Source organism: Lentibacillus persicus, from assembly GCF_900112705.1.
Taxonomy (GTDB): domain Bacteria; phylum Bacillota; class Bacilli; order Bacillales; family Amphibacillaceae; genus Lentibacillus; species Lentibacillus persicus.
In genome coordinates, this window is record NZ_FOMR01000010.1 from 40,511 (window position 1) to 65,278 (window position 24,768).

A 24,768-nucleotide genomic window follows, 5' to 3' on the forward strand; every position below is an offset into this window, starting at 1 on the left:
ATTGGTTATCAGCTGCTCGCTTTAAGTAGCTGATAATCTTTAAAAACAAAAAAGTATCCATGATTCTTTACGAACTCACATGTGAGTTAGCCTACACAAACATCTCTCTTGGGTGCTTAATAAGTGTATTCGGGGGTATTGAAATGAGAGTTCCGTTTTCTTACATGGAAAGTGAATTCAGAAGAATATTGATAAAAAAAGGGTGTTCACAAGCAGTTGCTGATGAAGCCGCTAGATCATTTACGAATACAAGTTGTGACGGTATTTATTCTCATGGTGTTAATAGATTCCCTAGAGTCATACGGTATATTGAAAAAGGTTATATAAGACCCGATGCAATGCCTGAAAAAAAAGATGCTTTCGGTGCATTAGAAAGGTGGGATGGAAACTTAGGGTTAGGAAACCTTATTGCCAAACGTTCCATGAACCGGGCGATAGAGCTGGCAGATGAATATGGTATTGGGTGTGTTGCATTAAGAAATAATAATCATTGGATGAGAGGGGGAGAATATGGCTGGCAGGCAGCAAATAAAGGTTATATAGGAATCAGTTGGACGAACACTCTACCAAATATGCCGGCTTGGGGGGCGATTGATCAAAGAATTGGAAATAACCCATTAATATTAGCACTTCCAAGAAAAAAAGGTAATGTTGTAGTAGACCTTGCCCTGTCACAATTCTCATATGGAAAAATTGAAGAATACAAATTTGGAAATCAAACACTACCTGTACCGGGAGGGTATGATTCTGATGGTAACTTAACAAAGAATCCAAAAGAAATCAAGGGAGTACTTCCCATTGGATTTTGGAAAGGTTCAGGATTATCAATTGTACTCGACTTAATGGCTGCCATGCTGGCAAACGGAAACACTACGAATGATATCGGAAAGCTTGGTGATGACGAGTATGCTGTATCGCAAGTATTCATTGCTATTTCGCCATTGGGGAGTTTGGATGAGATTGAAGAATTAATCAATGAGTCCGTAGAATATATTAAGAATTCACATATCAAAAATGAAGCAGATGGCGTGTATTATCCAGGAGAACGTTCTGCTGCAACAAGGAAAGAGAATTTAAAATTAGGTATTCCAGTTGATGAGGATGTTTGGAAAACCATACAATCCATGTAATGATTGAGAGGCATTGTTTTATTGCGAGCTAATCCTTATATTTGTCAATTTAACCTAATTAATCCTTGGAAATAAAACGTTTACATATATTATTGAGATTTGTTTAGTTTGTATGATATACAAACTAAACAGTATATATGACTATGTCTGCCAAAAAGAAGGAATAAAGGGTCAATAAGCTCCTTACAAATATTGGATTTAAACAGTTTATTTTGAAAACAAATTAAATAAGCTTATGCTGGAGCGACCTTAAACAGACTTGAGCTTTTTGGTTTTCAGAAAATAATATAACATTTATTTCTAATTCAAGTTATTTTGAAACAAAAAAATCTATCAACATTAGGAGAAAATGCAAAATAATAATTGAGTAAACATCTAATCTGTTTATTTAATACTTAGGGGGTATACCTATGGAAATGAGTTTCCGGTGGTACGGCGAGGACGACCCGGTCACATTGGAGCATATTCGCCAAATACCGGGGATGACAGGCGTTGTTTCAGCCATATATGATATCCCGGCAGGTGAGGTCTGGCCGTACGATAAGATTATTAAGTTGAAAAAGACCATTGAAGAACATGGCTTACGCTTAAATGTGATTGAAAGTGTCCCGGTGCATGAAGATATTAAGATGGGTTTGGATTCAAGAGATGAGTGGATTGCAAATTATAAAGAAACATTAAGGAATCTTTCCAAAGCCGGGGTCAGAACAGTCTGCTACAATTTTATGCCGGTATTTGACTGGACCCGGTCAGAACTCGATGCGGTTTTGCCGGATGGATCTAATTCACTCAAATACGATAATGAAACAGTTAAGGATATTGATCCACTGAGCGGTGAACTGACTTTGCCGGGTTGGGACCTTTCCTATCAGACCGATGATTTGCGCCGGATTATCGATGGTTATCAGACAATCACGGAAGATATGTTAATGGATAATTTGATTTATTTTCTGAAGGAGATAATTCCGGTGGCCGAGGAAGAGGATGTTTTAATGGCGATTCATCCGGATGATCCACCATGGTCAATTTTTGGACTTCCGAGAGTCGTCACAAACAGACAGAACGTTGACTACATCCTGAAAGAAGTGGATAGCCCGAATAATGGGATTACATTTTGTGCAGGGTCTTATGGTGCCGATCCCTCGAACAATTTGTTTGAAATCATCGAAACGGCAAAAGGGAGAATTCATTTTGCTCATGCCCGGAATATTAAATGGACCGGTCATTATTCGTTTCAGGAGACATCGCATCTTGCAGCTGATGGCTCTTTAAATCTGCCGGCTATCATCGAAAAATTACATGAGACAGGATTTAATGGGCCGATCAGACCGGATCATGGTCGGATGATCTGGGGTGAAGAAGGCAGACCCGGCTATGGTTTGTATGACCGTGCACTGGGGGCCGCGTATTTAAATGGTATACGTGATACTTTAAATAATCGTTAGGAGCGTTCGTATGGAATTACCTTTTCAAATTGATTTAAACGATAAAGTAGCAGTTGTAACTGGAGGCAGCGGTGTTCTTGGGTCAGTTTTTGCAAAAGCACTGGCAAAAGCGGGTGCAAAAGTTGCTGTTTTGGCACGGACCAAGGATAAAATTAACACGGTTGTCAATGATATAACATCCGATGGCGGTGAGGCTATCGGATATAGTGTGGACGTTCTTGATAAAACATCATTGGAAGACGTTCATGCAGATGTTCTTAAAAAGCTAGGACCTTGTTCCATCTTGATTAACGGAGCCGGTGGAAATAATCCCAAAGCAACGACGTCCAAGGAATATTTTCACACAGCAGATTTGAATGATACGTCATTACAGTCATTTTTTGATTTAGATGAGGTTGGGGTAAACGAGCTGTTTAACTTGAATTTTCTCGGGACGTTGCTTCCGACTCAAGTGTTTGCCCGCGATATGGTGGATCAGGAAACGTCTACGGTCATCAATGTTTCGTCCATGAATGCCTACACACCACTGACGAAAATCCCGGCATACAGCGGGGCAAAAGCAGCGATCAGCAATTTTACCCAGTGGCTGGCGGTGCATTTTTCCAAAGTGGGAATTCGTGTGAATGCGATGGCGCCCGGCTTTTTCCTGACTGAACAAAACAGAGATTTGATGATCAAAGAAGATGGCGAATTAAGCGATCGGGCACATAAAATTATCTCCCAAACACCAATGGAACGTTTCGGTGAGGCCGAAGAACTTGTCGGAACATTACTATGGCTCGTGGACCATAAGTCATCAAGCTTTGTAAATGGAATTGTTGTCCCGGTTGATGGCGGCTTTTCAGCTTATTCTGGTGTGTAGGAGGATTTTAAATGCAGACGTATCACATTTTAAACGAGATGATGGAACATAAGTTGGCTGTTGTTATACGGGGGGAAAGCCGCAGCATGGCTGAAAAAACGGCTGCTGCGTGTGTTAAAGGCGGTGTTAAAACACTTGAGGTAACGTTTACAGTTCCCGGTGCTCAAGGTTTATTGGAATCATTGTCTGAAACATATGATGACGCGCTAATCGGTGCCGGAACTGTTTTGGACAGTGAAACAGCACGCATTGCTATTCTCTCGGGTGCACGGTTCATTGTCAGTCCCGGATTTAACAAAGAAACCGCAAAATTGTGCAATCGCTACGGCATTCCCTACTTGCCCGGGTGTATGACGGTAAATGAAATACTGCAAGCGGCCGAGTATGGCATCTCTGTTGTCAAATTGTTCCCGGGCAATGCTTTTAATCCGTCATTTATCAAAGACATTCATGGCCCGTTGCCGCATATTAACATGATGCCAACAGGCGGTGTCTCACTTGAAAATGCGAAAGAATGGCTGGAGGCAGGAGCCGTCATGTTAGGAGTTGGCGGTGAAATAACCAAGCCGGCTAAAAAAGGAAACTATGATAAGGTGACAAATCTGGCAGAGAAGTTTCAGAATATGGTAAAAGAAGGATGATAGCATGGGAAAAGTGATAACGTTCGGCGAGCTGATGCTGAGGCTGACGCCCAATAGAAAAGGACGGCTGAATCAGGCCTCTGAATTTAAGGCATATTATGGTGGTGCCGAGGCAAATGTGGCGATGTCCTTAAGCAAGTTTGGCCATGATACCGGGTTTCTTTCTGCTTTTCCTCAAAATGATATAGGTGATGCGGCCATTTCTCATCTGTCTTCCGGTGGCGTGGATACTGCTTGGGTTTTCCGGCAAGGTGAACGGCTTGGGACTTATTATTACGAAGAAGGCTATTCACTGAAACAAGCGAAAGTGATATATGACAGGGAGCATTCAGCGATCCACCAACTGCCGGAACTGCCACTTGATTGGCAATCCATTTATCGTGATGTGGACTTGCTTCATATTACAGGCATAACACCAGCACTTAGCAAACCGCTTAAAGACCTGACACTGGAAGCAGTGCAAGCGGCGAACGAATATGGTGTAAAAGTCAGCTTCGACTTCAATTTCCGCGGTAAGCTTTGGACAGCCGATGAAGCTAAAGAGACATTCTTGGTTATTCTGACATATGCGGATATTTGTTTTGCCGGGTATAAAGATTTTATCCATCTTCTTGGTGAGGATGGCCCTGAAACATTCAGTGAAACGCATTTGGCCAAGTTCTATGAAGATTACGCCAAGCAATATAACATAGACGTATTTGCATCGACTGATCGCCAAGTTATGTCCGCTAGTCAAAATCGGTTGAGAGGTTTTATTTATCAGAATGGTCAATTTGTTCAATCAGAAACATTTTCGTTTGAGCTACTTGAGCGGATTGGCGGCGGAGATGCATTTGCGGCCGGTATCTTACATGGATTACTGAAACAAATGGATCCGTCTGAAACGGTTGAATTCGGAACCGCATCAGGTGTTCTGAAGCATATGGTCTATGGGGACCATAATCAGTATACCGAAACGGAAGTACAGGATTTCTTAAAGCATTATGATCAAGATGTCAGCAGGTAGAGAAGGTCTGCTTGTCATTTAGTTTCTGTTATTTGTTTTCCTGCACTCTTTAGTTTAAAGCTAACGAAAAAACTGCTGTTACAAGGTTCGTAACAGCAGTTTTTATGCTATCCTCGGAGACCACGTGTGTTTAGATGTTTAGCGCTACTCAACAAATGACGTATTCACAAACCCTTCAAAGTTGGGCTTTTCTTTCAGGAATTGCAGGTCGTGAGATGAATTTCCGAATTCCTGAATGACTTCGGGGTCTACATCATAAGTGAAATTGGTGCGCTTCCAGGCATTTTCCATAACGCTTTTTTCCAATTGCTGATCGGTAATGTCCGCAATGCCTTCAATCGTAATGTCGATGGCTTCGTCAGGATTGTCGTTTATATATTGAACGGCTTCTTTATGTGCATCGACTAATTTTTGGACCTGTTCACTATTGTTTTCGATCATGTCATCCGATGTCACCATCACAGCCGCCGGAAGCGTTTTTCCAAATGAAACCTCGCTGGTCGGAATGACAACGTTGGCGTTCACTTCTTTTTCCATGACCGATGCCCATGGTTCAGGTGCTGTTGCAACGTCGACATCACCGTTTTCAAACATGGATTGATAGCGGGCAGGCTCGCCGGTAACATGCGTCATAGAACCGCCCACCCGTTCAGACGTGATGCCTTTTTCTTTCATATACGTTTCGAATTGTACATTATGCGTGCATCCAACGCGTGGTGAGATGAATGTTTTGCCTTCAACATCTTCCCATGATTTAATACCGCTCCCGTCGCGGGATACGATAACAGTGCCGCCGGTTGACGATGCGCCGATGATTTGTGCTTCAACCCCGGAAATGAAACTGTTCATGGCAGGACCCGGTCCGACAAGCCCACCTTGAATTTCACCGGCTGCCAGTGCTTTCATAAATGTGGCACCATCAGGAAAGGTTTGATAGTCGATATTAACATTTTCACCCAGATGGTCTTTATACATTTCTTTTTGCTTGGCAACCATAGCTGGTGCGTGGTTCAAGTTCGGGAAATAGCCAATGGTAACCGTTTCATTTTCGCTTTTCTCCCCACTGCCCCCATCACCTGAGGCCTTGCCGTTGCCGCCACCGCATGCAGCAAGCACCAAAATGATACTGATTGCAAAAAGCCCTGAAAATTTTTTCAACTTGAAAATCCCCTTTCTTTTTCTCAAATAATTGTATTGTTAAGCCGCTAAGCTGCTTCCTCCATCCCCCAGCGTTTGAGTACTTTATTTTCAATGCGCTGGAATACGAGCTGGTCGACAATTGAACCAATGACGCCAATAATAATGATAATCCCAATGACAAGGCTCATGTTATTAAAATCAGACGCATAGCTGAGCGTATAACCGAGTCCGGGGCCTGTGCTCAGCATTTCCCCGGCCATGAGGGCGCGCCAGCTGAATGCCCAGGCCAGCCGAACACCGGTCACTGCGTGTGGGATGGAAGCGGGCACAACGACCTTGAAAAATAAATCCACACCTTTGGATCCCATTGTACGCGCTGCTTTCAAATACATAGGCGCCACATTTTTGATGCCAATGCGCATGTTCATCGTCATGACAAATGTACCGCCGATAATCACAACAAAGATAATGGACGCTTCAGTGAAGCCGAACCAGATAATCGCAAGCGGCACCCAAACAATACTTGGGACGCTTTGCAGCGCTAAAATCATTGTGCCAAGCGTTTCATCTGCCGTTTTAACTTTAGCAAGAAGCACACCAAGCAGTGTTCCAATCACAAGCGAAATAGAAAGCCCGATAAAAAGATGCCGGAAACTGGCGATAATATCATAGACCAGTGTCATGTCGGCAAAACCCGCGTAGATTGTTTGGGCAACGGTCAGTGGACTTGGAATCATTGATTCGGGCCAAATCCCCAGCAGATAGATCCCGTGCCAGATTAATAGAAGAGCCGCGAAAAATAGGATGCGTTTAATGATTACCGGCATATTGCAACTCCTCTTTCATGACGTTTTCAATTTCAGTTTTCAAAATAGCCATGACGTCCTCTTCAAGTTTGGCCATATCCTGTTGCTGCCTTGGCCGCTCAATATCAACTTTGAAGTCTGAAATGATTGAGCCTGGCCGCGCACTCATGATAATGATGCGATCTGACAGTTTAATCGCTTCGCGGATGCTGTGTGTGACAAAAACGATTGTTTTCTTGGTCTCGAGCCATATGCGCTCGACCTCTTCCTGCAGAACAAGCCGTGTTTGTTCGTCCAACGCTCCAAATGGTTCATCCATCAGGAGAAGTCCTGAGTCCATTGCGAGTGCCCTGGCAATTGCTACACGCTGCTGCATACCGCCGGAAAGTTCATGCGGGTGATTTTCGGCAAACTGACTGAGGTGGACCATTTTCAAGTATGCCGCAGCCGCCTGCTCCTGTTCGTGTTTGCGCATTTTTTTCCGTAATGGAAAGGTCACGTTTTCTTTTACAGACATCCACGGAAACAATGCAGGTTCCTGAAATACCATGCTCTTATCAGGCCCCGGTTCAGTGATTTCTTTACTGTCCAGGCTGACCGCACCCGATGATGGTTTAGTCAGACCGGCAATGATGGACAGTAATGTTGATTTGCCGCAGCCGGATGGACCCAATAATGAAATAAATTCTCCTTCTTTGATTTCCAGGTTAATATCTTTCAACGCCTGAAGCGACTGTTCATCGTTTCGCTGGAATGATTTGGAGATGTTGCTGATGTCAAGGTACATAGCGTGTCTTTACTCCTCTCCATTTAAAACTTATTAATTTTATCGGAAATGTGTGTTTTAAGCATTTTACCATGGATTTATATATTTTCCAATAGAAAGCTCGTCTCAAATTGCGTTATTTAAAAAAATGGGCATATGTGGAGAGGGAGACGACCGTTGCCATTAAAAAAAGACCGACGCTCGAAAGTTTCTTTCGCGTCAGTCTTTATACGTACCCGCAATTATTTCCACGTGTCTTCCAAAACCCGCACCCAATTGCTGTATGTGATTTTTTCCAACGCATCATCGTGAAAACCGTGAGCTTTTAGCCGGTCGATCAGTTTCGGCAGACCTGTGACATCTTTTAAAGCGTCGGGGATGTTGGTGCCATCAAAATCAGAGCCTAACGCAACATGATCAACACCGAATTTTTCAGCGATGTAGGCCACGTGCCGGACGATTTGCTCAAGTGATATGTCGGTTCCAAGGCCGCCGTCTTCGCGCAGCATGTTGACTGCATAGTTAATGCCGACAACCCCATTTGACTCGGCGATGGCTTTGAGCTGTTTATCGGTCAGATTCCTTGCAATCGGGCTGATGGAATGGACGTTGGAATGGGTGGCAACAAGTGGTGCATCTGTAATGGAAGCAACATCCCAAAAACCTTTTTCATTAAGATGGGTGGTATCGATCATAACACCAAGTTGATTACATTCACGGACGAGTGCTTTTCCTTCATCAGTGAGCCCCGGGCCTGTATCGGGAGAGGAAGGGTACCGGAATGGGACGCCTTCTCCGTAAATGTTCGGCCGGCTCCAGACGATACCGAGGGATCTAAGCCCTGCCTGGTAGAGTACATGAAGTGCATCAAAATCAGGATCAATCGCTTCAGCGCCTTCAATATGAAAAATCGCAGCTGTCACGTCATTTTGGAGGCAGTCCTTTAATTCATCGGCTGTTCTGACGACTTTGAGCTGCCCGTCTGATTCAGCTTCAAGTCTGAACAATCGGGCAGCCAGTGTATTCGTGTATGCCAAGGCCTGCTCCTGGCTTATAGGCGGCGGCAGCGGCACGTCATAGCCATCTTTGGTAATGTGATCTGCCGGCCCGTCATTGTCGTCTTCATTAGGGGTGAAAACGGCGAAAAATCCGCCGCCGAAACTGCTTTTCTGTGCGCGGGGGAGATCAATATGACCAGCAGGACTTTCAGTGAAAAAAGACGGGGCATCGGTTGCTTGGAGTCTTAAAAGGGTGTCATTATGGCCATCAAAAATTGGATAGTTTGTCATCAAATCGCTCCTTTTCGTCATGTAATGGTATCATATCATACATGCCGGGTGAGGCGGAGAGCTGTATCGATATTTCGGTTGACATAGTAGGATTTCGCGTGGTGTGGCGGCGATATCGGTTGGTTACAGCGGAATTTCGCGTGGTGCAGGCCAGATTTCGATTAGTCAACCGATGATCTCGCTTGGTCCCGGGCTAAATTCGGTTGGTGTCAGTAAAATATCGCGTGGTTTTAATAAAAATGGAAACAGTCAATACATAAAGCGTGAATCAATTGGCGGGAGATGGCATTTGCTTTAAAATGAGCATATTGGGGAAGATTAAGTTATGGATCTGCGTCAGCAAGATTAAGGAGTTTTTTACATTGGTATTTATCTGGTTTTTATTAGCAGCTGCACTTACAGTCTATACAGCGCGCAAACTATCTGTTTATGCAGATGTGATTAGTGAAAAGACAGCAATGGGCGGGATGATTGTCGGGACAATTCTCCTGGCTGGGGCGACATCCTTGCCGGAGGTGACGACGAGTTTTTCGGCTGTCATTATTGATAATATTGATATAGCGGTCGGAAATATGCTCGGTTCGAATCTATTTAATGTGTTCATTCTTGCTGCATTTGATCTCTATTACCGACGACACAGGCTGTTTCATCTGGCAAGCAGCAATCATAAATATACCGCATTTCTTGGGTTGTTCTTGATGATTTTAGTATCAGTCGCACTGATTGCGGGAATCGATTACACGGTGGTTGGAATCGGTCTGGATGCATTGATCATAATGTTGACCTATATCATTGGGATGGCTGTAATCAGCCGTATGCCCTCACCGGAGATCACTGAACATGAGGCAGGACAATCAGAACCAAAACCCGCAAATAAGAAAGACATTTCAGCCAAGCATGCGATAGTCGGTTTTATTATTGCAGCCATCTTCATACTCGGTGCCGGGACGCTGCTCTCGATAACAGGTGATAAAATTGCAGTTGTAACAGGCATGGGCTCCAGTTTTGTCGGGAGTTTTTTGATTGCAGCAACGACCTCGCTTCCTGAGGGCGTCTCTGTTTTATCAGCATTACGTTTAAAAAACGTCAATTTAGCAGTTGGTGCGATTCTTGGCAGCAATATGCTGAATATGTTTATCCTGGCAGCATCTGATGTGGTTTACCAAAAAGGGTCGATTTTTTCTGATGGTTCTTCGTCGCATTTGCTGACAGCTATTGGTGGTTCACTGCTTGTTGTTGTTATTATATGGGCGTTTATGCGAAAACGTTCACCATCGCTTTGGAGTTACAGTGTGCCGTCGATTTTAACGGTCCTTGGCTATTTTGTTGTACAGTATCTCGTGTTTTACAGTTGAGAGGTTACTGGGAGGTGTGGATAAGCAGGTCTAAGGTTTAGCGGGCATTGTTCAGGGAAAAAGTAAATAGCATCATCATCTGGACATAAAGCGTTTAGGCGAAAGGAGATGAAAGCATATGGCAGAGCAAAAAGTTAAATTGCTTAAAAAGGAAGAAATTGCAAAAGACACAATGGCGTTTCATTGGGAAGTGCCGGAGGGGTTTGAGTTTAAAGCCGGCCAATTCGGTGATTTCACCTTAATTAATCCGAGCGAAACCGATGACAAAGGAAATAGCCGAGAGTTTTCCTTTGTGCATGCCCCTTCCGAAAACGCATTAACGACAGCCACAAGAATACGGGATACAGCTTTTAAACGGGAGCTGAGCAATTTGGCAGAAGGAGAAGTTGTGAATTTTGAAGGACCGATCGGTGATTTCAAATTGCATAAAACTGAATCAACACCAGCTGTCTTCTTAATTGGCGGCATTGGCGTCACAGCTATTCGAAGTATGATCGCTGAAGCTACAAAACAACAAACGAACCATCATATGACACTTCTCCATTCCAATAGCAGACCGGAGGATGCTCCGTTTCAGGATGACTTTAAAAAATTTGAAGAACAAAATAAAAATTTCAAGTTCGTTCCTGTTATGACACAAGTTGATTCAGCTGAATGGAAGGGCGAAACCGGCCATATTGATGAAGACATGCTGAAGCGTTATGTTTCAGATGTGAACGAACCGATTTATTATCTTTCAGGCCCAGGCGGCATGGTCAATGCGATGTATGACATGCTAGTGGAAGCTGGCGTGAACGAGGACAATATTCGGGCAGAGGAATTTTACGGCTATTAATAATGATTCAATCCAAAAAAACTGTCATGGTACACGCTACCGTGACAGTTTTTTTTCGTACTGAAGAAACTGGAGATAGTATAATGTATAATAGGAGTTAAAAGGAGGGCAGTGAATTTGAATAAAAAGACATTTATCTTTGCGTTCATAACAATTATTATTTGGGGGTCCACTTTCGCTGCCATCCGGGCAAGTCTTCATGGCGGTTACAGTTCCGGGCATTTAGTACTGACGCGGTTTTTAATCGCATCAGGTGCTTTTGCACTTTATGCTTTATTGCCGGGAACGAAATTCGGGATGCCGAAAAAAGAAGATCTTATTAAAATACTAGTCCTCGGATGGGTCGGCATTACCGTTTATCATACCGGTATTACCTTCGGCGAGCAGACAGTCGGAGCCGGTGCGACTGCTATGATTGTTGCATCAGCACCGATATTCACGGCAATTATTGCAATTTTTGCATTAAATGAATATCCGAGCTTCTTCGGATGGATCGGGCTTGGCGTTGGGTTTATCGGGATTTTCCTGATTACACTTGGTACAGCTGGGTCAGGCTTCACTATGACGTCGGGAGCGGTGCTGATCGTTATCGCAACGATTGCCACTTCAATCTTTTTTGTGTTTCAAAAAACATTGCTGCCAAAGTACCGGCCGGTTGAATTGACCGCCTATTTCACTTGGGCGGGGACGCTTCCGCTCTTATTATTTTCACCCGGGCTTCTTCAGACAATAGAGGGCGCAACGCTTGAAGCTCATTTAGCGGCGGTGTATGTCGGTATTTTTCCCGCAGCAATTGCTTATGTACTGTGGGCCATTGCGCTTTCGTCAGGGAGAGTGGGGGCAGTAACAAGCTTAATGTACATCGAGCCGGTGTTTGCGATTATTGTGGCTTGGATTTGGCTTAGAGAACTGCCAAGTATGCTTTCAGTAATAGGTGGGACGATTGCCATTTCCAGTGTCTTTTTGGTAAATATTTTTGAACGCAAACGCCGGGCACAATAACAAATCACAAAAAAACGCGAAATCCCTGGAAGGATTCCGCGTTTTGTATTTACTTAAGATTGATGACCGCATCTGCAAAAGCGGTGCCATGTTCAATATCTTTATCATCCGGTTCCAGTTCGAATTTGAACTTTTCTTCATGCACGGTGGCGCCGCGTTCTTTTGCTTTCGCTGTCAGCGTATCAATTGCCGGCCCATATATATCATAATAGGCGTCACACGAACCGAAAACGCCAACTGTTTTTCCGGTTAAATCAACATCATCTAAATCGAAGTAGAAATCTTCCACTTCAAACGGAATATCATCGTCCCATGAATAAGACCCAAACAGGATGCTGTCAAACTCTTCCAGACGTGCTGGCTCGATCGGGTCGAGATCGAATGATTTGTGCTCTACCTCATGGCCGTTTGCCTTCAAATGTTCGGTCATTTCCTCCGCCATGATTTCAGTGCTGCCTGTCAGACTTGCGTATAATACTAAGACTTTTGCCATGTCCTATCATCTCCTTGTACTTGCTAGCCTTCGTATATTATACATTCTGATGAGAATTGGTTTCAATTAAAACATGACATCTTTATGAAAGTTAAATGGAAAACTTATTCGATTCCATTATAATAATCCTCAAGAAAGGCCTGTTCAAAAGGTTTCTCTACCACATTGTAAAATTTATGACTGATTAAAATTTTCTCATCAAAAATAACAATAAAATCCATTTTATCATCATGTTCAGCATATAAATAAACCATACTTGCGCTCATCGGAAGTTCCGAAGGCTCGTCGCCCCTTATTCTTTCGTAGCTTAATAAATTCATGTAATCAACGAATGCTTTTATTTTATCGGGGTCCTCGGTTGTTTTATAGATGCTTTCAGCAGGAAGGGATAATTTTAATTCTGTAATCGCTTGCGGATCAACATTGAGTGTATCCGTGAATTGCCGCAAATTCCAATCAACTTGCATGAGAAACGCCAATAGAGCGGTAGCGGTTACAATCACCACGTATGCTATTTTCTTCATCAGCCTCACATCCGGTGTTTAGATTTGTTCTTACTCTAAGTATGCAGGCAAAGGTTATTTTTTCACTTGATGCACATCAATTTTCGAAAAAAAACACTGTAACATGTGAGTAATTTGGGTTTGGTCCTGCGAATGACGGGAAATGAAATAGTAAGCAGGACTTTTTGCATAATAGATGAGATTAAAAAAGTACAAGTAAATCGTCTCTATTCAGAGTAAATGCGTGCAAGATCCGCCTATTTGTCATTAACCATTCAAAATGTACAAATAAAGATTGACACTTCGGAATTTCATGAATATAATGTAATTAACCTTATGTCGACAATCGACAAGCTAGTCCTTTTTCCTTACAGATAGATTCACTCGTTTTATTTTTTTACCCTATCAATATATCTCATCGAGAAGCACCATTTCTCTTATGTGTCGACAAAAAAGAAAGCGCTTACCAAAGGCGGCGAAAAGGAACGACGGGGAGGGATAATCTATGTTGGCATTTCCTATTTCTGAATATCACGAACGTTTAAACAAAACGAAACACAAAATGGCTCAGGCCGGGGTTGATTTGCTGATTGTTACGGACCCTGCAAACATGAACTATTTAACAGGGTATGATGCGTGGTCGTTTTACGTGCACCAGATGCTCCTTGTGGCGCTCGAGGAAGAACAGCCGATTTGGGTAGGACGCGGCCAGGATGCGAATGCCGCGCTCCATACGACATGGCTGGAGGAAGACCGCATCATTTCATATGGGGATGACTATGTCCAGTCATCTGTGAAGCATCCAATGGATTTTGTATGTGATATTTTGAAGCAGAATAACTATGATACTAAAACAATCGCCGTTGAGATGGATGCTTACTATTTTACGGCCAAGAATTATGTGTGTTTAACACAAGGGCTGCCGAATGCCACATTTAAAGACGGAACAAACATGGTAAACTGGGTGCGCATTATTAAATCAGATCGTGAAATAGCTTATTTGAAACAAGCTGCCCGGATCTCTGAAAATGCCATGCAGGTGGCATTTGATATGATAAATGAAGGTGTGAGGGAATGTGACGTCGTTGCGGAAATATCCCATGCACAAATCAGCGGCACCGAGGATTTTGGCGGTGACTACCCGTCAATTGTGCCACTCTTGCCAACCGGTGAAAAAACATCAGCATCCCATCTGACGTGGACGGATGATCGATTTAAGGATGGCGATCCTGTCATAATCGAATTGGCTGGCGTATACCGGCGTTATCATTCACCGCTTGCCCGAACAGTGGTGATAGGAAGACCTTCAGAAGATATGCAGTACGTCTCGGACATTGTCCTTAATGGCATCAATACGACGCTTGACGCGGTGCGTCCCGGTATAACATGCGGGGAACTGGAAGGCGTCTGGCGCAGTGTTATTGAAAAAAGCGGCATTCGTAAAGAATCAAGAATGGGTTATTCAGTGGGGCTCAATTATCCGCCTGATTGGGGTGAGCATACAGCGAGCCTTAGACCTGAAGACGAGACGGTTCTGGAACCAAACATGACATTTCATTTGATCCCGGGTATCTGGATGGAGAAAATGGGAGTGGAAATTAGTGAATCATTTCGTGTGACTGAATCAGGCTGTGAAGTTCTTGCCGAGTTTCCGCGGGAGCTCATGGTCAAACCAAACATCCGGCTGGCATGACACTTCAGTGCTAAGGAGCTGGCTTGAATATGATAGCTGTTTGTTATCATTATGCTTTTAATTAAAACAGCCGTACAAGGCAAGCGAAGTACGGCTGTTTTTGTGTGTTTCACGCTTTTTTTATTGATTCAGGATTAACTAAATTCGGCGGATTCTCGCCGTTTATGCCCGCTTCAAGGTTCTTGGCGGCAAGTTCTGACATGGCAAGTTCGGTTTCGTGTGTGGACGAGCCAATATGCGGTGTTGTCACCACGTTTTTCATCTTCAGGAGCGGGTTATCGGGCTCAACTGGTTCGTTTTCAAATACATCAAGAGCCGCAGCTGCTATTTCGCCATCTTCAAGGGCTTTAATCAGGTCTTTTTCCACAATTGTTTTGCCGCGGGAGCCGTTAACGAAAATAGCCGAGTTTTTCATCAGCTGAAACTCCCGAAAGCCGAGCATTTCTTCTGTTTCCGACGTCAGTGGCGTGATCATGCAGACAAAATCGGATTCCTGAAGCAGTTCATCCAGCTCGCGATAGCCTGCAGAAAAAGTTGCTTCAGCATCTTGCTTCCGGCTGCGGCTGTGATAAAGGATAGCCATGTCAAATCCAAAGTGGGCACGCTGGGCAATGGCTTTTCCAATCCGGCCCATCCCAATGATACCGAGCGTTTTATGGTGAATGTTTGTCCCGTAATGTTCTTCACCAATTGCTTCAGTCTGCCAGTTTCCATTTTTGACAAATTGGTCAAGCTCCGGAATGCGTCTCGCCGCTGCTGTAAGTATGCTGAAAACGGCGTCTGCCACTGTATCGGTAAGAATGCCCGGTGTGTTAGTGGCCATAATTTGCCGCTTGTTCATTTCCTCTATATCCAGGTTATTGTATCCGACCGAGACATTACTGACGACCTTTAAGTTTGGTGCGTTTTCGAGCAGGTCACGGTCAACAGGGGTTTCAAGCCCAATAATTCCTTCCGCGTCTTTTAGATGTTCCAAAAACGCCGGGTCTTTTTTTGTATCGACGTTTTCAAAAAAATGGACGTCGTACTTTTCTTTTAAATCATCCAGAACCGGCTGTTCAACACGGTTATAGGCTATAATTTTCTTTTTCAAGTCAATCCCTCCATTTTGCGTCACAGTTTTTAATCCTGTAACAGGTAAAGAGCTACAAAATTTTATTATAAAGTGCCTTTCTTTTAAAATAGACGCAAATCAGAACTAAGTCAATTAATTTCAAATTATCTAAAATTTTTGTTGACAATGAAATGGTGCTAAATTATGATGAGTGTAGGATGTTTTTTGTCGACAATCGACACTGAACAAAAAGACATTTCCAGAAAGGAGCAGTTGGTTTTGCAGCCTATCAATAGCGCCATTATGCAAAAACCATTAAGCGAACTGATTGCTGATGAACTGAAGCATAAGATTTGGAATGAAGAGATTCAGTTTGGTGAGAGGCTCCTGGAAACCGATTTGGCGGAAAGTTACGATGTCAGCCGAAGTACAATCAGAGAAGCGCTGAAAATACTTGAAAGTGAAGAACTTGTTGTCAGTCAGGCACGAAAAGGAACCTATGTTGCTGATTTCACCAACCACGATGTCAATGAAATGATTGAATTAAGAACGCTTTTAGAATCACATGCATTTAAGCAGGCAGTAGCACGCCTTAAACCTGAAGACACGGCAAAACTGGAAGCCATTGTAAACGAAATGAAACAAAAGGCAGACGAAAATGACTGGAATGGTTTATTCGATTTGGATATGACATTTCATAGTTATGTCGTTGGGTTGTGCGGGAATACAAGAATTATTAAGATTTATGATTCCCTTCAAGTACAGATCAGAACATTTTTAATGCATCTGGACAGGTACTACTCAAGCCCGCAAGCGTTTTATAATGAGCACAAGCAATTGCTTGAGGCATTAGTCTCAAAGGATGGGCATATTGTGAATGGGAGAGTCAGAGAACACATTGAGTATGTCGAGACTAAGCTGCTGGGAAAAAATAGTGATATAGATTATAAGGAGGTATGACAAATGAGTAAAAAATTTGCTAATGTCAAAACGGAACTGCCAGGACCAAAGGCAAAGGAGCTGCTTGACCGCAGGCATAATATAGTGCCTGATGGCGTGAGTTATGGTGCGCCGACATTTGTGGATACGGCAAAAGGGGCGCTTCTGAAAGATGTGGACGGTAATCAGTTTATTGATTTTGCCGGGGCGATTGGCGTTATTAATGCCGGTCATAGCCATGACACCGTTGTAAGCGCTTTACAGGATCAGGCTGCTAAGTATATTCATACAGGTTTTAACGTCATGATGTACGACCCGTATATCGAATTTGCAGAAAAACTAGCAGAACTTGCGCCAGGCAGCTTTGACAAAAAAGTCATGTTTCTTAACAGTGGTGCCGAAGCGAATGAAAATGCCATTAAAATTGCCCGGAAATATACCGGTCGCCAAGCGGTTGTTTCGTTTACCGGCGGCTTTCATGGCCGGACACTGATGACGATGTCAATGACAGGGAAAGTGAAACCGTACAAATTTGAGTATGGCCCATTTGCTCCCGAAGTTTATCATGCACCGTTCCCGTATAATTATCGCCGACCTGAATCGATGGGTGAAGATGAATATGCTGAATACTTGCTGAAACAAGTTGAGGATTTCTTCATTACGGAAGTCGATCCGACACAAGTGGCCGCGTTTATTATGGAACCGGTCCAGGGCGAGAGCGGGTTTATCATCCCGAATAAAAAGTTCGTCCAAGGGGTATATGAACTATGCAAGCAGCATGGCATCCTGTTTATCGCTGATGAAATCCAGACAGGGTTTGGCCGAACAGGCAAATATTTTGCAATGGAGCATTTCGACGTTGCTCCTGATATGGTTACTGTATCCAAGTCCATGGCTGCCGGGTTGCCGATCAGCGGCGTGATTGGCCGGCAGGAAGTTATGGACGGAGCCGGAGCAGGCGAACTGGGCGGCACATATTGTGGAAGTCCGCTTGGCTGCCGCGCAGGTCTTGCAGTATTGGAAGTTATGGAAAAAGAAAACTTGAATGACCGTGGGGTTGCAATCGGTGAAAAAGTTATGAGGAAGTTCAGTGAAATGTACGACCGGTTTGATGCCATCGGTGATTACCGTGGTCTTGGTGCCATGTGTGCGCTTGAGTTTGTCACGGACCGGGACAGCAAAGAACCGGATAAGAAAATGGCCCCGCAAGTATTAAAAGAAGCGCGTGACCGTGGGCTGATTGCTTTGAAAGCGGGTGTTTATGACAATGTTGTCCGCCTGTTAATGCCGCTGGTGATTACTGATGAACAGCTGGAAGAAGGTTTGGAGATTCTTGAAGAGGCAATTGAAGCAGCGACAGCCAGCGTAAAAGTTTAGGCCATATTCGAAAAAACATTTCAAAAAAGCTGGCAGCGGGTTAAATCCTGTGCCAGCCAATAGACTAAAACACAGGAGTGATGCAGTGATGGCAGTTCAAACGAAAAACTATTCAATGTGTATTAACGGTGAATGGGTTGGCAGTGATCTTGATACGATGGACGTTGTGAATCCGGCTAATGGCGAAGTGATTGGGACGGTTCCATATGGCGGTGAAAAAGAAGCTGAGCAGGCTGTCGATGCAGCTTATGACGCTTTTCAACCATGGTCCGAACTGACAGCGTATGATCGCGCAGCATACCTGGAAAAATTGAACCAGCTAATGCTCGACAACCAGGAAGAAATGGCTGAAATCATGACGCTTGAAATGGGGAAACCGATTAATGAATCGAGAGGCGAAGTTAAATATGCCGCTTCATTCTTGAAATGGTTTGCAGAAGAAGGAAAACGCATCTATGGTCAAACGGTACCGACCCACGGGAGTGATAAACGGCTTCAAGTGTGGAAGAAACCAGTTGGCGTCGTAACCGCTATTACACCATGGAACTTCCCGGCAGCTATGCTGACACGTAAGATGGGACCGGCGCTTGCCTCGGGCTGTACCTTTATCATGAAGCCATCGAGTGATAGCCCGCTCACGGCTGTTAAACTGATGGAACTGGTCGAGCAAGCCGGATTTCCAAAAGGGGTCGTCAATCTTGTAACAGGCTCATCATCCAAGATTGCGAAAGTATCGATGGAAAACAGCAAAGTGCGCAAAGTGACATTCACCGGCTCAACCGAGGTCGGCAAAACATTAATTCGTCAGAGCGCCGATCAGGTGAAAAAGTTATCGCTTGAACTTGGCGGGCACGCGCCTTTGGTTGTTCTTGACGATGCCGACCTCGATGCTGCAGTTCAGGGAACAGTCGCATCTAAATTCCGCAATTCGGGGCAGACATGTATTTGTGCTAACCGGGTTTATGTGCAGGAAGGTATTTATGATCAATTCGTTGAGAAGCTGACCGAAGCTGTTAAAGAATTGAACGTCGGGGACGGCATGGACGAATCTAACCAAATTGGACCATTAATCAACCAGGATGGTCTGGATAAAGTAAAACGTCATGTTGATGATGCGGTCTCAAAAGGCGCAACTGTAGAAACCGGCGGTGAAACAGCTGGCGGGAGTGAAGGGCTCTTTTATCAGCCCACAGTTATTAAAGATGTAGACCAATCAATGGTCGTCATGCAGGAAGAAACATTTGGTCCCGTTACCCCTGTTGAGAAAATCAAATCTGATGAAGAAGCGGTCAAGATGGCTAACGATACGCCGTATGGGCTGGCAGCATATGTCTTTACCGAAAGTGTCTCCAGAGGCACACAGTTAATTGAAAAACTTGATTTTGGAATTGTCGGCTGGAACAATGGTGCTCCGTCAGCGGCACAGGTGCCATTCGGCGGCATGAAAGAAAGCGGGATCGGCCGTGAAGGCGGTCATGAAGGAATCGAGGAATTTGTGGAATCACAGTATGTAGCAATCGGCATGAAATAAGCACTCAGAAAGGATGAGTATCTGATGAAAGAAGCCATCCAAACGCTGAACGCGCCTCAGCCGGGCGGACCATATTCACAGGGCGTTAAGACTGAGTCATTCATCTTTGTTTCCGGACAGGATGGTGTAAAGGCGAACGGTGAGTCAGTCGGGGCATCAATTGCTGCCCAAACGACTGCCGCGCTCGAGAATATTAACAATATACTGGCGGCGAAAGATGCTGATTTATCAAGTTTGGTCTATGTAACGTGTCATTTGACAGATTTAAACGATGAGACGGTTCGCGAATTTAATAAAGCTTATGAGGATTATTTTCACGACGTTGATGTGAAACCTGCCCGGATCACCGTCGGAAGCCAGCTTTTGGAAACGGATGTCGAAATAACAGCAATCGCCGCGGTGGAGCGGTAAATAGTTAAAGTGAATAATAGAAACGTGTGACGGAATCGGCTTGGGTGTCGATTCCCTTTTCTCACTAAGAATTTAAAGCAGGGGGGGTAAGATTGTCGAGCGATATAAAGTCAGCTGCAAAAAATATGCAAACGCAATTATCACAATGGCGGCAGCATTTACACCGGCATCCGGAATTGAGTTTCCAGGAAACTGAAACGGCTAATTTTATTGCAAAAAACCTGGAGGCGATTCCAGATATGACAGTAACCACGGGAGTCGGTTATCCAACAGCTGTAATGGGAACGCTTACAAATGGTGCCGGACCAACTGTGGTCATCAGGGCAGATATGGATGCATTGCCGATTCAGGAAGAAAATGAGTGCAGCTATAAATCATTGCATGATGGGGTTATGCATGCATGCGGACACGATGCCCACACAACCATTGGACTGGGAACTGCCAGTTTAATAGGTGACTTGTTTGAAAAAGGTGAGTTAAAAGGAACGGTCAGATTTCTCTTCCAGCCGGCCGAAGAAGCTGCAGATCAATACGGTTCAACAGGGGCCCCGTATATGATCAAAGCTGGGGCACTGGAAGGTGCTGATTGTGTCCTCGCACTTCACATGAGCCCGGAAGATGAGCTTGGTCAGGTTAAAGTTCATGACGGATACAGCATGGCCAACGTGGATGTGTTTGAAGCAGTCGTTACCGGCAGTGGCGGTCATGGTGCATACCCGCACCTCGGCAAAGATCCGGTGTGGATGCTTGGTCCCGTGCTTCAAGCGCTTCATGGAATTGTTGCGCGCCGTGTTTCACCGCTTGATTCAGCTGTGGTCAGTGTTGGCAGTATTCAAAGCGGTTTTGCAAGCAATGTCATCCCCTCAGAAGTTCATGTAAAAGGTACGATTCGCAGCTATCATCCCAAGGTTCGTGAATTGCTGCATAACGAGCTGGAAAAAGCATTTTCATTAGTCCGGGCGCTTGATGGAGATTATCACTTGACGATTAAACCTGAAGATCCCGCTCTCTACAATCATGCCGTCGTCAACCAGCTAGTCAGACAAACAATCAGCGAATTATATCCCGATTTTTTAATGCTTAATACACCGTTTGGGCTGGGTGGCGAGGATTTCGCCCATATGACACAAGAGGCCCCTGGCGCAATGTTCTTTCTTGGCTGCGCAGTCGGAGATGATAAGGTTCGTGATTTGCACACGCCGCATTTTGATATAGATGAGAATGTATTGCCTGTCGGGACAGCAATTCTGGCTGAGTCAGCGCGGCGCTTTTTAAATAATGGGTCACCGTAGTAGCTGGATACTGTTTGAATTGGCTTATTGACACATAAACAGAAATAGCAATCATACCATCCAAAAAGGGGGGGTGACATGGCAATAAATCAAGTTACCCAACAAGATGTTTGGAATGCTAAACGTCGGATTGCACCGATTGTTTCGAAATCACCATTAATATTCTCTGAACAGCTTTCAGAATACACCGGGATTCCGATTCATTTAAAACTGGAAAACTTGAATGTCAGTCATTCGTTTAAAATCAGAGGGGCTGCCAACAAAATTCTGAGCCTATCAAGCGAAGAACAAGCGCGGGGTGTGACAACATTTTCAACAGGCAACTTTGGAATGAGTGTTGCATATGTTGCGAGACAGCTCGGTATCAATGCGATTATCTGCATTTCCAGACGCGTTCCAAAAGCGAAAGTAGATGCTTTAAAACGTTCCGGCGCACAAATTGAAATTTATGGCGACTCGCAGGATGATGCAGAGGAGCGCAGTTATCAGCTTGAAAAAGAGCAAGGATTGACAGTGGTCCATCCCTTTGATGACGCGCATATCATTGCTGGTCAGGGAACGATCGGGCTTGAATTACTGGAAGACTTGCCGGATGTAGACACGGTAATCGGCGGTTTATCAGGCGGCGGCCTTCATTCCGGTCTTGGTGTTTCGTTGAAATCAGCTAATGCCGGGATTCAAATTTTTGGTGCTTCCACCGAAAAAGGCCCCGCAATGTATGAAAGCATTCAAAAAGGAAAACCGGTCGTGATAGAAGAGCAGGATACGCTTGCTGATAGTCTGCTTGGTGGTATCGGACTGGAAAATAAGTATACGTTTAACATGGTGCAGCAATATGTTGATGATATCCAGTTGCTGGATGAAGCTGAAATGGGAATGGGAATGGCTTTCATGCTGGATAAACACCGTATGATGGTGGAAGGGGCCGCTGCTTCAGGTGTCGGTGCAATCTTGAATAACCGCTTCACACTGGGTTCAAAAGGCGTCGTTGTTATCAGTGGCTGCAGTGTTGATACGGAAACAATAATGGACGTTATGAAAAAGTACGGTGATTATGGTCCCGGAAGTTAACTAGCAGAAGGAGGTTTTACAGTGGGAAAAATGCTTTATAATGATCAGATTATGGAGCGGGAAAGCGTGATGGATATTGAGGACCGCGCGTATCAATTTGGTGATGGCGTATATGAAGTCATCGGTGTGTATGACGGCACCCCGCTGATGATGGATGAACATATGGAGCGTTTGGAAAGAAGTGCGCGTGAACTGCGGCTGGATTTGCCTGCTCCCGTCAAGGATATCAAAGCTAACCTCGAGAAATTGGTGGAAGCCAACGAGCTGGAAGAAGGGATTATCTATATGCAAATCTCCCGTGGCATCGCTTCTCGTGAACATGCATTTCCTGAACCAGGCACTCAGGCTGTCACCGTTGCCTATACACGTGAAGAGACCCGGCAGTCTGACCTTGAAGATAATGGCGGAACAGCAGTGCTTGCTGAAGATATTCGCTGGCTGCGCTGTGATATTAAAACACTTAACCTGCTCCCTAACGTCATGGCCAAACAAAAAGCTGTCGAGAATGACGCAGTGGAAGCCATCCTGCACAGAGGCAATACTGTGACAGAAGCAAGCGCATCGAATGTTTTTATCGTTAAAGACGGTGAGTTATATACCCACCCTGCTGATAATTATATATTAAATGGCATTACAAGAAGAAAAATAATTCAGTTAAGCGGCGAGTTGGGTATTAAAGTGAACGAACAAACATATACGGTTGATGATTTGCTGAATGCTGATGAAGTCTTTATTTCAGCTACAAAACAAGACATTGTTCCAATTTTGAAGGTTGACGACCAAACGATAGGCGATGGCCGGGCTGGTAAAATAACACACAAGATATTACAGGCGTTCCGGTCACTTTATCAAAAAGAAACCCATCATCACAAAGCGTAAGACGCGTGCATGTTTGCCGGCCAGTCTCAAATCGCATTACGTCTCATGTTGAATAAGGGGGAGTAGCTTTGGCACATCCATCAACTTTAACCGCATATGGTCCGACGGTAGCAGAAGTCGATCTGGGTGCATTTGAAGATAATGTGAGAACTTTTAAAAAGCGTGCCGGGAAAAGTAAACTCATGGCCGTCATTAAAACAAATGCTTATGGGCACGGTGTTGTGCCTGTCGGGGAGGCGGCTGTGCGCGCCGGCGCTGACCGGCTGGGTGTGACGATGGTGGAGGAAGGGGCACAGCTCAGGGCGGCGGGTATCAACGTGCCCATCCATATTTTAAGTTCAATCATGAGTTGGCAGGCAGCGGATCTTGTTGCCTGGGATCTTACGGCGTCGGTTTCCACTTCTGATTTGGCAAATGCGCTGAGCAGAGAAGCTGTCCATCAAAATAAGACCGTTTCCGTTCATCTAAAAATTGATACCGGGCTGCACCGGTTTGGCGTGCACCCTGAGGAAGCCCTTGATTTTTGCAGGGCATGGTATGGGATCCCCGGTTTGGAATGGGAAGGGGTTTACACCCATTTTTCCAGTGCGGACGAGGGAGAATGGAAAACAACCGAAAAGCAATACGCATCGTTTATGAATACGATCGAAATGCTTAAGAAAAACGGTTATCAATTTCCGATTCACCACGCCGGCGCCTCTACCATCGCAATTGAGCGAAAGGATATGTATTTAGACATGGTCCGATGCGGCATTGCTTTGTTCGGCTATCCGCCTGAAGAGCGTCAGGACAGTATGATTTCACTCAAGCCGGTGATGGGACTGAAATCGCGACTTTTGCATGTTCATGAACTGCCGCCTGGTTCGCCTGTCGGGTATGGCGGCAGTTATGTTACAACCGGTTATGAAAAAATAGCTGTCGTTCCTATAGGACATGGTGACGGCTATCACCGGGCATTGTCCAATAACGGACAAATGCTTGTAAACGGGAAGCGTGCTGAAATAATCGGCGAGGTTTCGCTGGATCAGACGCTGATTAATGTGACCGGTATACCGGAAGCGAATGACGGCGATGAGGTCGTATTAATGGGTGAGCAAAACGGCGATTACATTTCCGCACGTGAAATAGCCGGTTGGATGGGAAGTATTGTTGATGAAGTGCTGGCAGGTTTAAAAGAACGCGTGGAAAGAATCTACAAATAAGGCTTGTTATAAATATAATTATCTAAATATTAGGAAATTATGACGG

General features: G+C 44.6%; 25 protein-coding genes. 18 read left to right on the forward strand and 7 right to left on the reverse strand.

Going from position 1 to position 24,768, the window contains the following annotated elements; genetic code table 11:
* The first annotated feature begins 143 nt into the window (after positions 1 to 143).
* The 5 genes from yiaK (at position 144) to BMZ22_RS13190 (ending at position 5,084) form a co-directional block, all read left to right on the forward strand.
* On the forward strand, positions 144 to 1,130 hold the full coding sequence (yiaK, locus tag BMZ22_RS13170; RefSeq protein ID WP_090086372.1) for a 3-dehydro-L-gulonate 2-dehydrogenase: 987 nt from the start codon (positions 144 to 146) through the stop codon (positions 1,128 to 1,130).
* A 410-nt stretch (positions 1,131 to 1,540) separates the two neighbouring features.
* Positions 1,541 to 2,575 carry a mannonate dehydratase gene (gene uxuA / locus BMZ22_RS13175; RefSeq protein ID WP_090086374.1) on the forward strand — a complete coding sequence of 345 codons (1,035 nt, stop codon included), beginning with the start codon at positions 1,541 to 1,543 and terminating at the stop codon, positions 2,573 to 2,575.
* Between the two features lie 10 nt (positions 2,576 to 2,585).
* Positions 2,586 to 3,437 carry an SDR family oxidoreductase gene (locus BMZ22_RS13180; protein WP_090086376.1) on the forward strand — a complete coding sequence of 284 codons (852 nt, stop codon included), beginning with the start codon at positions 2,586 to 2,588 and terminating at the stop codon, positions 3,435 to 3,437.
* An 11-nt stretch (positions 3,438 to 3,448) separates the two neighbouring features.
* A complete protein-coding gene (locus BMZ22_RS13185) occupies positions 3,449 to 4,078 on the forward strand; it encodes a bifunctional 2-keto-4-hydroxyglutarate aldolase/2-keto-3-deoxy-6-phosphogluconate aldolase (protein WP_090086378.1) in 630 nt (209 codons plus the stop codon).
* Between the two features lie 4 nt (positions 4,079 to 4,082).
* On the forward strand, positions 4,083 to 5,084 hold the full coding sequence (locus BMZ22_RS13190; protein WP_090086380.1) for a sugar kinase: 1,002 nt from the start codon (positions 4,083 to 4,085) through the stop codon (positions 5,082 to 5,084).
* A 144-nt stretch (positions 5,085 to 5,228) separates the two neighbouring features.
* Here the strand turns inward: BMZ22_RS13190 and BMZ22_RS13195 are convergent, their stop codons facing one another.
* The 4 genes from BMZ22_RS13195 to BMZ22_RS13210 form a co-directional block, all read right to left on the reverse strand.
* Positions 5,229 to 6,242, reverse strand: a complete 1,014-nt coding sequence (locus BMZ22_RS13195; RefSeq protein WP_090086382.1) for an ABC transporter substrate-binding protein — start codon at positions 6,240 to 6,242, stop codon at positions 5,229 to 5,231.
* Between the two features lie 47 nt (positions 6,243 to 6,289).
* Positions 6,290 to 7,051: an ABC transporter permease gene (locus BMZ22_RS13200; RefSeq protein ID WP_090086385.1), complete on the reverse strand. Its 762-nt coding sequence runs from the start codon at positions 7,049 to 7,051 to the stop codon at positions 6,290 to 6,292.
* Positions 7,035 to 7,817, reverse strand: coding sequence for an ABC transporter ATP-binding protein (locus tag BMZ22_RS13205; RefSeq protein WP_090086387.1), 783 nt, complete (start codon positions 7,815 to 7,817; stop codon positions 7,035 to 7,037). The genes BMZ22_RS13200 and BMZ22_RS13205 overlap by 17 nt, the downstream gene beginning before the upstream one ends.
* 221 nt (positions 7,818 to 8,038) lie before the next feature.
* Entirely contained in the window at positions 8,039 to 9,085 is a 1,047-nt protein-coding gene (locus BMZ22_RS13210; RefSeq protein WP_090086389.1) for a dipeptidase, read from the reverse strand.
* Positions 9,086 to 9,188: 103 nt separating this feature from the next.
* Between BMZ22_RS13210 and BMZ22_RS13215 the strand changes: the two genes are divergently transcribed.
* The 4 genes from BMZ22_RS13215 to BMZ22_RS13230 all read left to right on the forward strand — a co-directional run bounded on the left by BMZ22_RS13215 (position 9,189) and on the right by BMZ22_RS13230 (position 12,277).
* On the forward strand, positions 9,189 to 9,383 hold the full coding sequence (locus tag BMZ22_RS13215; protein WP_090086391.1) for a hypothetical protein: 195 nt from the start codon (positions 9,189 to 9,191) through the stop codon (positions 9,381 to 9,383).
* Positions 9,384 to 9,447: 64 nt separating this feature from the next.
* Positions 9,448 to 10,440 (forward strand): sodium:calcium antiporter, encoded by a 993-nt coding sequence (locus BMZ22_RS13220; RefSeq protein WP_090086393.1) that lies wholly within the window; start codon positions 9,448 to 9,450, stop codon positions 10,438 to 10,440.
* Between the two features lie 118 nt (positions 10,441 to 10,558).
* Entirely contained in the window at positions 10,559 to 11,275 is a 717-nt protein-coding gene (locus tag BMZ22_RS13225) for an FAD-dependent oxidoreductase (protein WP_090086395.1), read from the forward strand.
* A gap of 117 nt (positions 11,276 to 11,392) precedes the next feature.
* Positions 11,393 to 12,277: a DMT family transporter gene (locus BMZ22_RS13230; RefSeq protein ID WP_090086397.1), complete on the forward strand. Its 885-nt coding sequence runs from the start codon at positions 11,393 to 11,395 to the stop codon at positions 12,275 to 12,277.
* A 49-nt stretch (positions 12,278 to 12,326) separates the two neighbouring features.
* On the opposite strand, the gene BMZ22_RS13235 is transcribed toward BMZ22_RS13230, so the two are convergent.
* A complete protein-coding gene (locus tag BMZ22_RS13235) occupies positions 12,327 to 12,770 on the reverse strand; it encodes a flavodoxin domain-containing protein (protein ID WP_090086399.1) in 444 nt (147 codons plus the stop codon).
* 104 nt (positions 12,771 to 12,874) lie between these two features.
* On the reverse strand, positions 12,875 to 13,294 hold the full coding sequence (locus BMZ22_RS13240) for a hypothetical protein (protein WP_090086402.1): 420 nt from the start codon (positions 13,292 to 13,294) through the stop codon (positions 12,875 to 12,877).
* A gap of 484 nt (positions 13,295 to 13,778) precedes the next feature.
* Here BMZ22_RS13240 and BMZ22_RS13245 point away from each other — a divergent pair, with 484 nt between their 5' ends.
* On the forward strand, positions 13,779 to 14,966 hold the full coding sequence (locus BMZ22_RS13245) for a M24 family metallopeptidase (RefSeq protein WP_177183446.1): 1,188 nt from the start codon (positions 13,779 to 13,781) through the stop codon (positions 14,964 to 14,966).
* Between the two features lie 109 nt (positions 14,967 to 15,075).
* Here BMZ22_RS13245 and BMZ22_RS13250 read toward each other — a convergent pair whose 3' ends face one another.
* A complete protein-coding gene (locus tag BMZ22_RS13250) occupies positions 15,076 to 16,059 on the reverse strand; it encodes a 2-hydroxyacid dehydrogenase (protein WP_090086404.1) in 984 nt (327 codons plus the stop codon).
* A 168-nt stretch (positions 16,060 to 16,227) separates the two neighbouring features.
* On the opposite strand from BMZ22_RS13250, the gene BMZ22_RS13255 reads away from it, so the two are divergent.
* From BMZ22_RS13255 to alr, 8 genes are all read left to right on the forward strand, one after another.
* Positions 16,228 to 16,980, forward strand: coding sequence for a GntR family transcriptional regulator (locus tag BMZ22_RS13255; protein ID WP_245745425.1), 753 nt, complete (start codon positions 16,228 to 16,230; stop codon positions 16,978 to 16,980).
* A 3-nt stretch (positions 16,981 to 16,983) separates the two neighbouring features.
* Entirely contained in the window at positions 16,984 to 18,336 is a 1,353-nt protein-coding gene (gene gabT / locus BMZ22_RS13260) for a 4-aminobutyrate--2-oxoglutarate transaminase (RefSeq protein ID WP_090086406.1), read from the forward strand.
* Positions 18,337 to 18,424: 88 nt separating this feature from the next.
* Positions 18,425 to 19,867 (forward strand): NAD-dependent succinate-semialdehyde dehydrogenase, encoded by a 1,443-nt coding sequence (locus BMZ22_RS13265; RefSeq protein WP_090086408.1) that lies wholly within the window; start codon positions 18,425 to 18,427, stop codon positions 19,865 to 19,867.
* Between the two features lie 24 nt (positions 19,868 to 19,891).
* Positions 19,892 to 20,278: a RidA family protein gene (locus tag BMZ22_RS13270; protein ID WP_090086410.1), complete on the forward strand. Its 387-nt coding sequence runs from the start codon at positions 19,892 to 19,894 to the stop codon at positions 20,276 to 20,278.
* 125 nt (positions 20,279 to 20,403) lie between these two features.
* The gene (locus tag BMZ22_RS13275) at positions 20,404 to 21,570 is read left to right on the forward strand and encodes a M20 metallopeptidase family protein (protein WP_090086501.1); all 1,167 of its coding nucleotides are present in this window, start codon (positions 20,404 to 20,406) and stop codon (positions 21,568 to 21,570) included.
* A gap of 78 nt (positions 21,571 to 21,648) precedes the next feature.
* Entirely contained in the window at positions 21,649 to 22,641 is a 993-nt protein-coding gene (locus BMZ22_RS13280; protein ID WP_090086412.1) for a pyridoxal-phosphate dependent enzyme, read from the forward strand.
* A gap of 21 nt (positions 22,642 to 22,662) precedes the next feature.
* Positions 22,663 to 23,520, forward strand: a complete 858-nt coding sequence (dat, locus tag BMZ22_RS13285) for a D-amino-acid transaminase (protein ID WP_177183447.1) — start codon at positions 22,663 to 22,665, stop codon at positions 23,518 to 23,520.
* A gap of 68 nt (positions 23,521 to 23,588) precedes the next feature.
* On the forward strand, positions 23,589 to 24,722 hold the full coding sequence (gene alr, locus BMZ22_RS13290; protein WP_090086415.1) for an alanine racemase: 1,134 nt from the start codon (positions 23,589 to 23,591) through the stop codon (positions 24,720 to 24,722).
* Positions 24,723 to 24,768 lie beyond the last annotated feature (46 nt).

Coding starts and splice junctions, on each gene's coding strand:
- BMZ22_RS13185 (WP_090086378.1), top strand. CDS start 3,449: ATGCAGACGTATCACATTTTAAACGAGATGATGGAACATAAGTTGGCT.
- BMZ22_RS13280 (WP_090086412.1), top strand. CDS start 21,649: ATGGCAATAAATCAAGTTACCCAACAAGATGTTTGGAATGCTAAACGT.
- BMZ22_RS13240 (WP_090086402.1), bottom strand. CDS start 13,294: ATGAAGAAAATAGCATACGTGGTGATTGTAACCGCTACCGCTCTATTG.
- BMZ22_RS13200 (WP_090086385.1), bottom strand. CDS start 7,051: ATGCCGGTAATCATTAAACGCATCCTATTTTTCGCGGCTCTTCTATTA.
- BMZ22_RS13210 (WP_090086389.1), bottom strand. CDS start 9,085: ATGACAAACTATCCAATTTTTGATGGCCATAATGACACCCTTTTAAGA.
- BMZ22_RS13190 (WP_090086380.1), top strand. CDS start 4,083: ATGGGAAAAGTGATAACGTTCGGCGAGCTGATGCTGAGGCTGACGCCC.
- BMZ22_RS13235 (WP_090086399.1), bottom strand. CDS start 12,770: ATGGCAAAAGTCTTAGTATTATACGCAAGTCTGACAGGCAGCACTGAA.
- yiaK (WP_090086372.1), top strand. CDS start 144: ATGAGAGTTCCGTTTTCTTACATGGAAAGTGAATTCAGAAGAATATTG.
- BMZ22_RS13180 (WP_090086376.1), top strand. CDS start 2,586: ATGGAATTACCTTTTCAAATTGATTTAAACGATAAAGTAGCAGTTGTA.
- uxuA (WP_090086374.1), top strand. CDS start 1,541: ATGGAAATGAGTTTCCGGTGGTACGGCGAGGACGACCCGGTCACATTG.
- BMZ22_RS13270 (WP_090086410.1), top strand. CDS start 19,892: ATGAAAGAAGCCATCCAAACGCTGAACGCGCCTCAGCCGGGCGGACCA.
- gabT (WP_090086406.1), top strand. CDS start 16,984: ATGAGTAAAAAATTTGCTAATGTCAAAACGGAACTGCCAGGACCAAAG.
- BMZ22_RS13265 (WP_090086408.1), top strand. CDS start 18,425: ATGGCAGTTCAAACGAAAAACTATTCAATGTGTATTAACGGTGAATGG.
- BMZ22_RS13245 (WP_177183446.1), top strand. CDS start 13,779: ATGTTGGCATTTCCTATTTCTGAATATCACGAACGTTTAAACAAAACG.
- BMZ22_RS13275 (WP_090086501.1), top strand. CDS start 20,404: ATGCAAACGCAATTATCACAATGGCGGCAGCATTTACACCGGCATCCG.
- BMZ22_RS13225 (WP_090086395.1), top strand. CDS start 10,559: ATGGCAGAGCAAAAAGTTAAATTGCTTAAAAAGGAAGAAATTGCAAAA.
- BMZ22_RS13205 (WP_090086387.1), bottom strand. CDS start 7,817: ATGTACCTTGACATCAGCAACATCTCCAAATCATTCCAGCGAAACGAT.
- BMZ22_RS13255 (WP_245745425.1), top strand. CDS start 16,228: ATGAGTGTAGGATGTTTTTTGTCGACAATCGACACTGAACAAAAAGAC.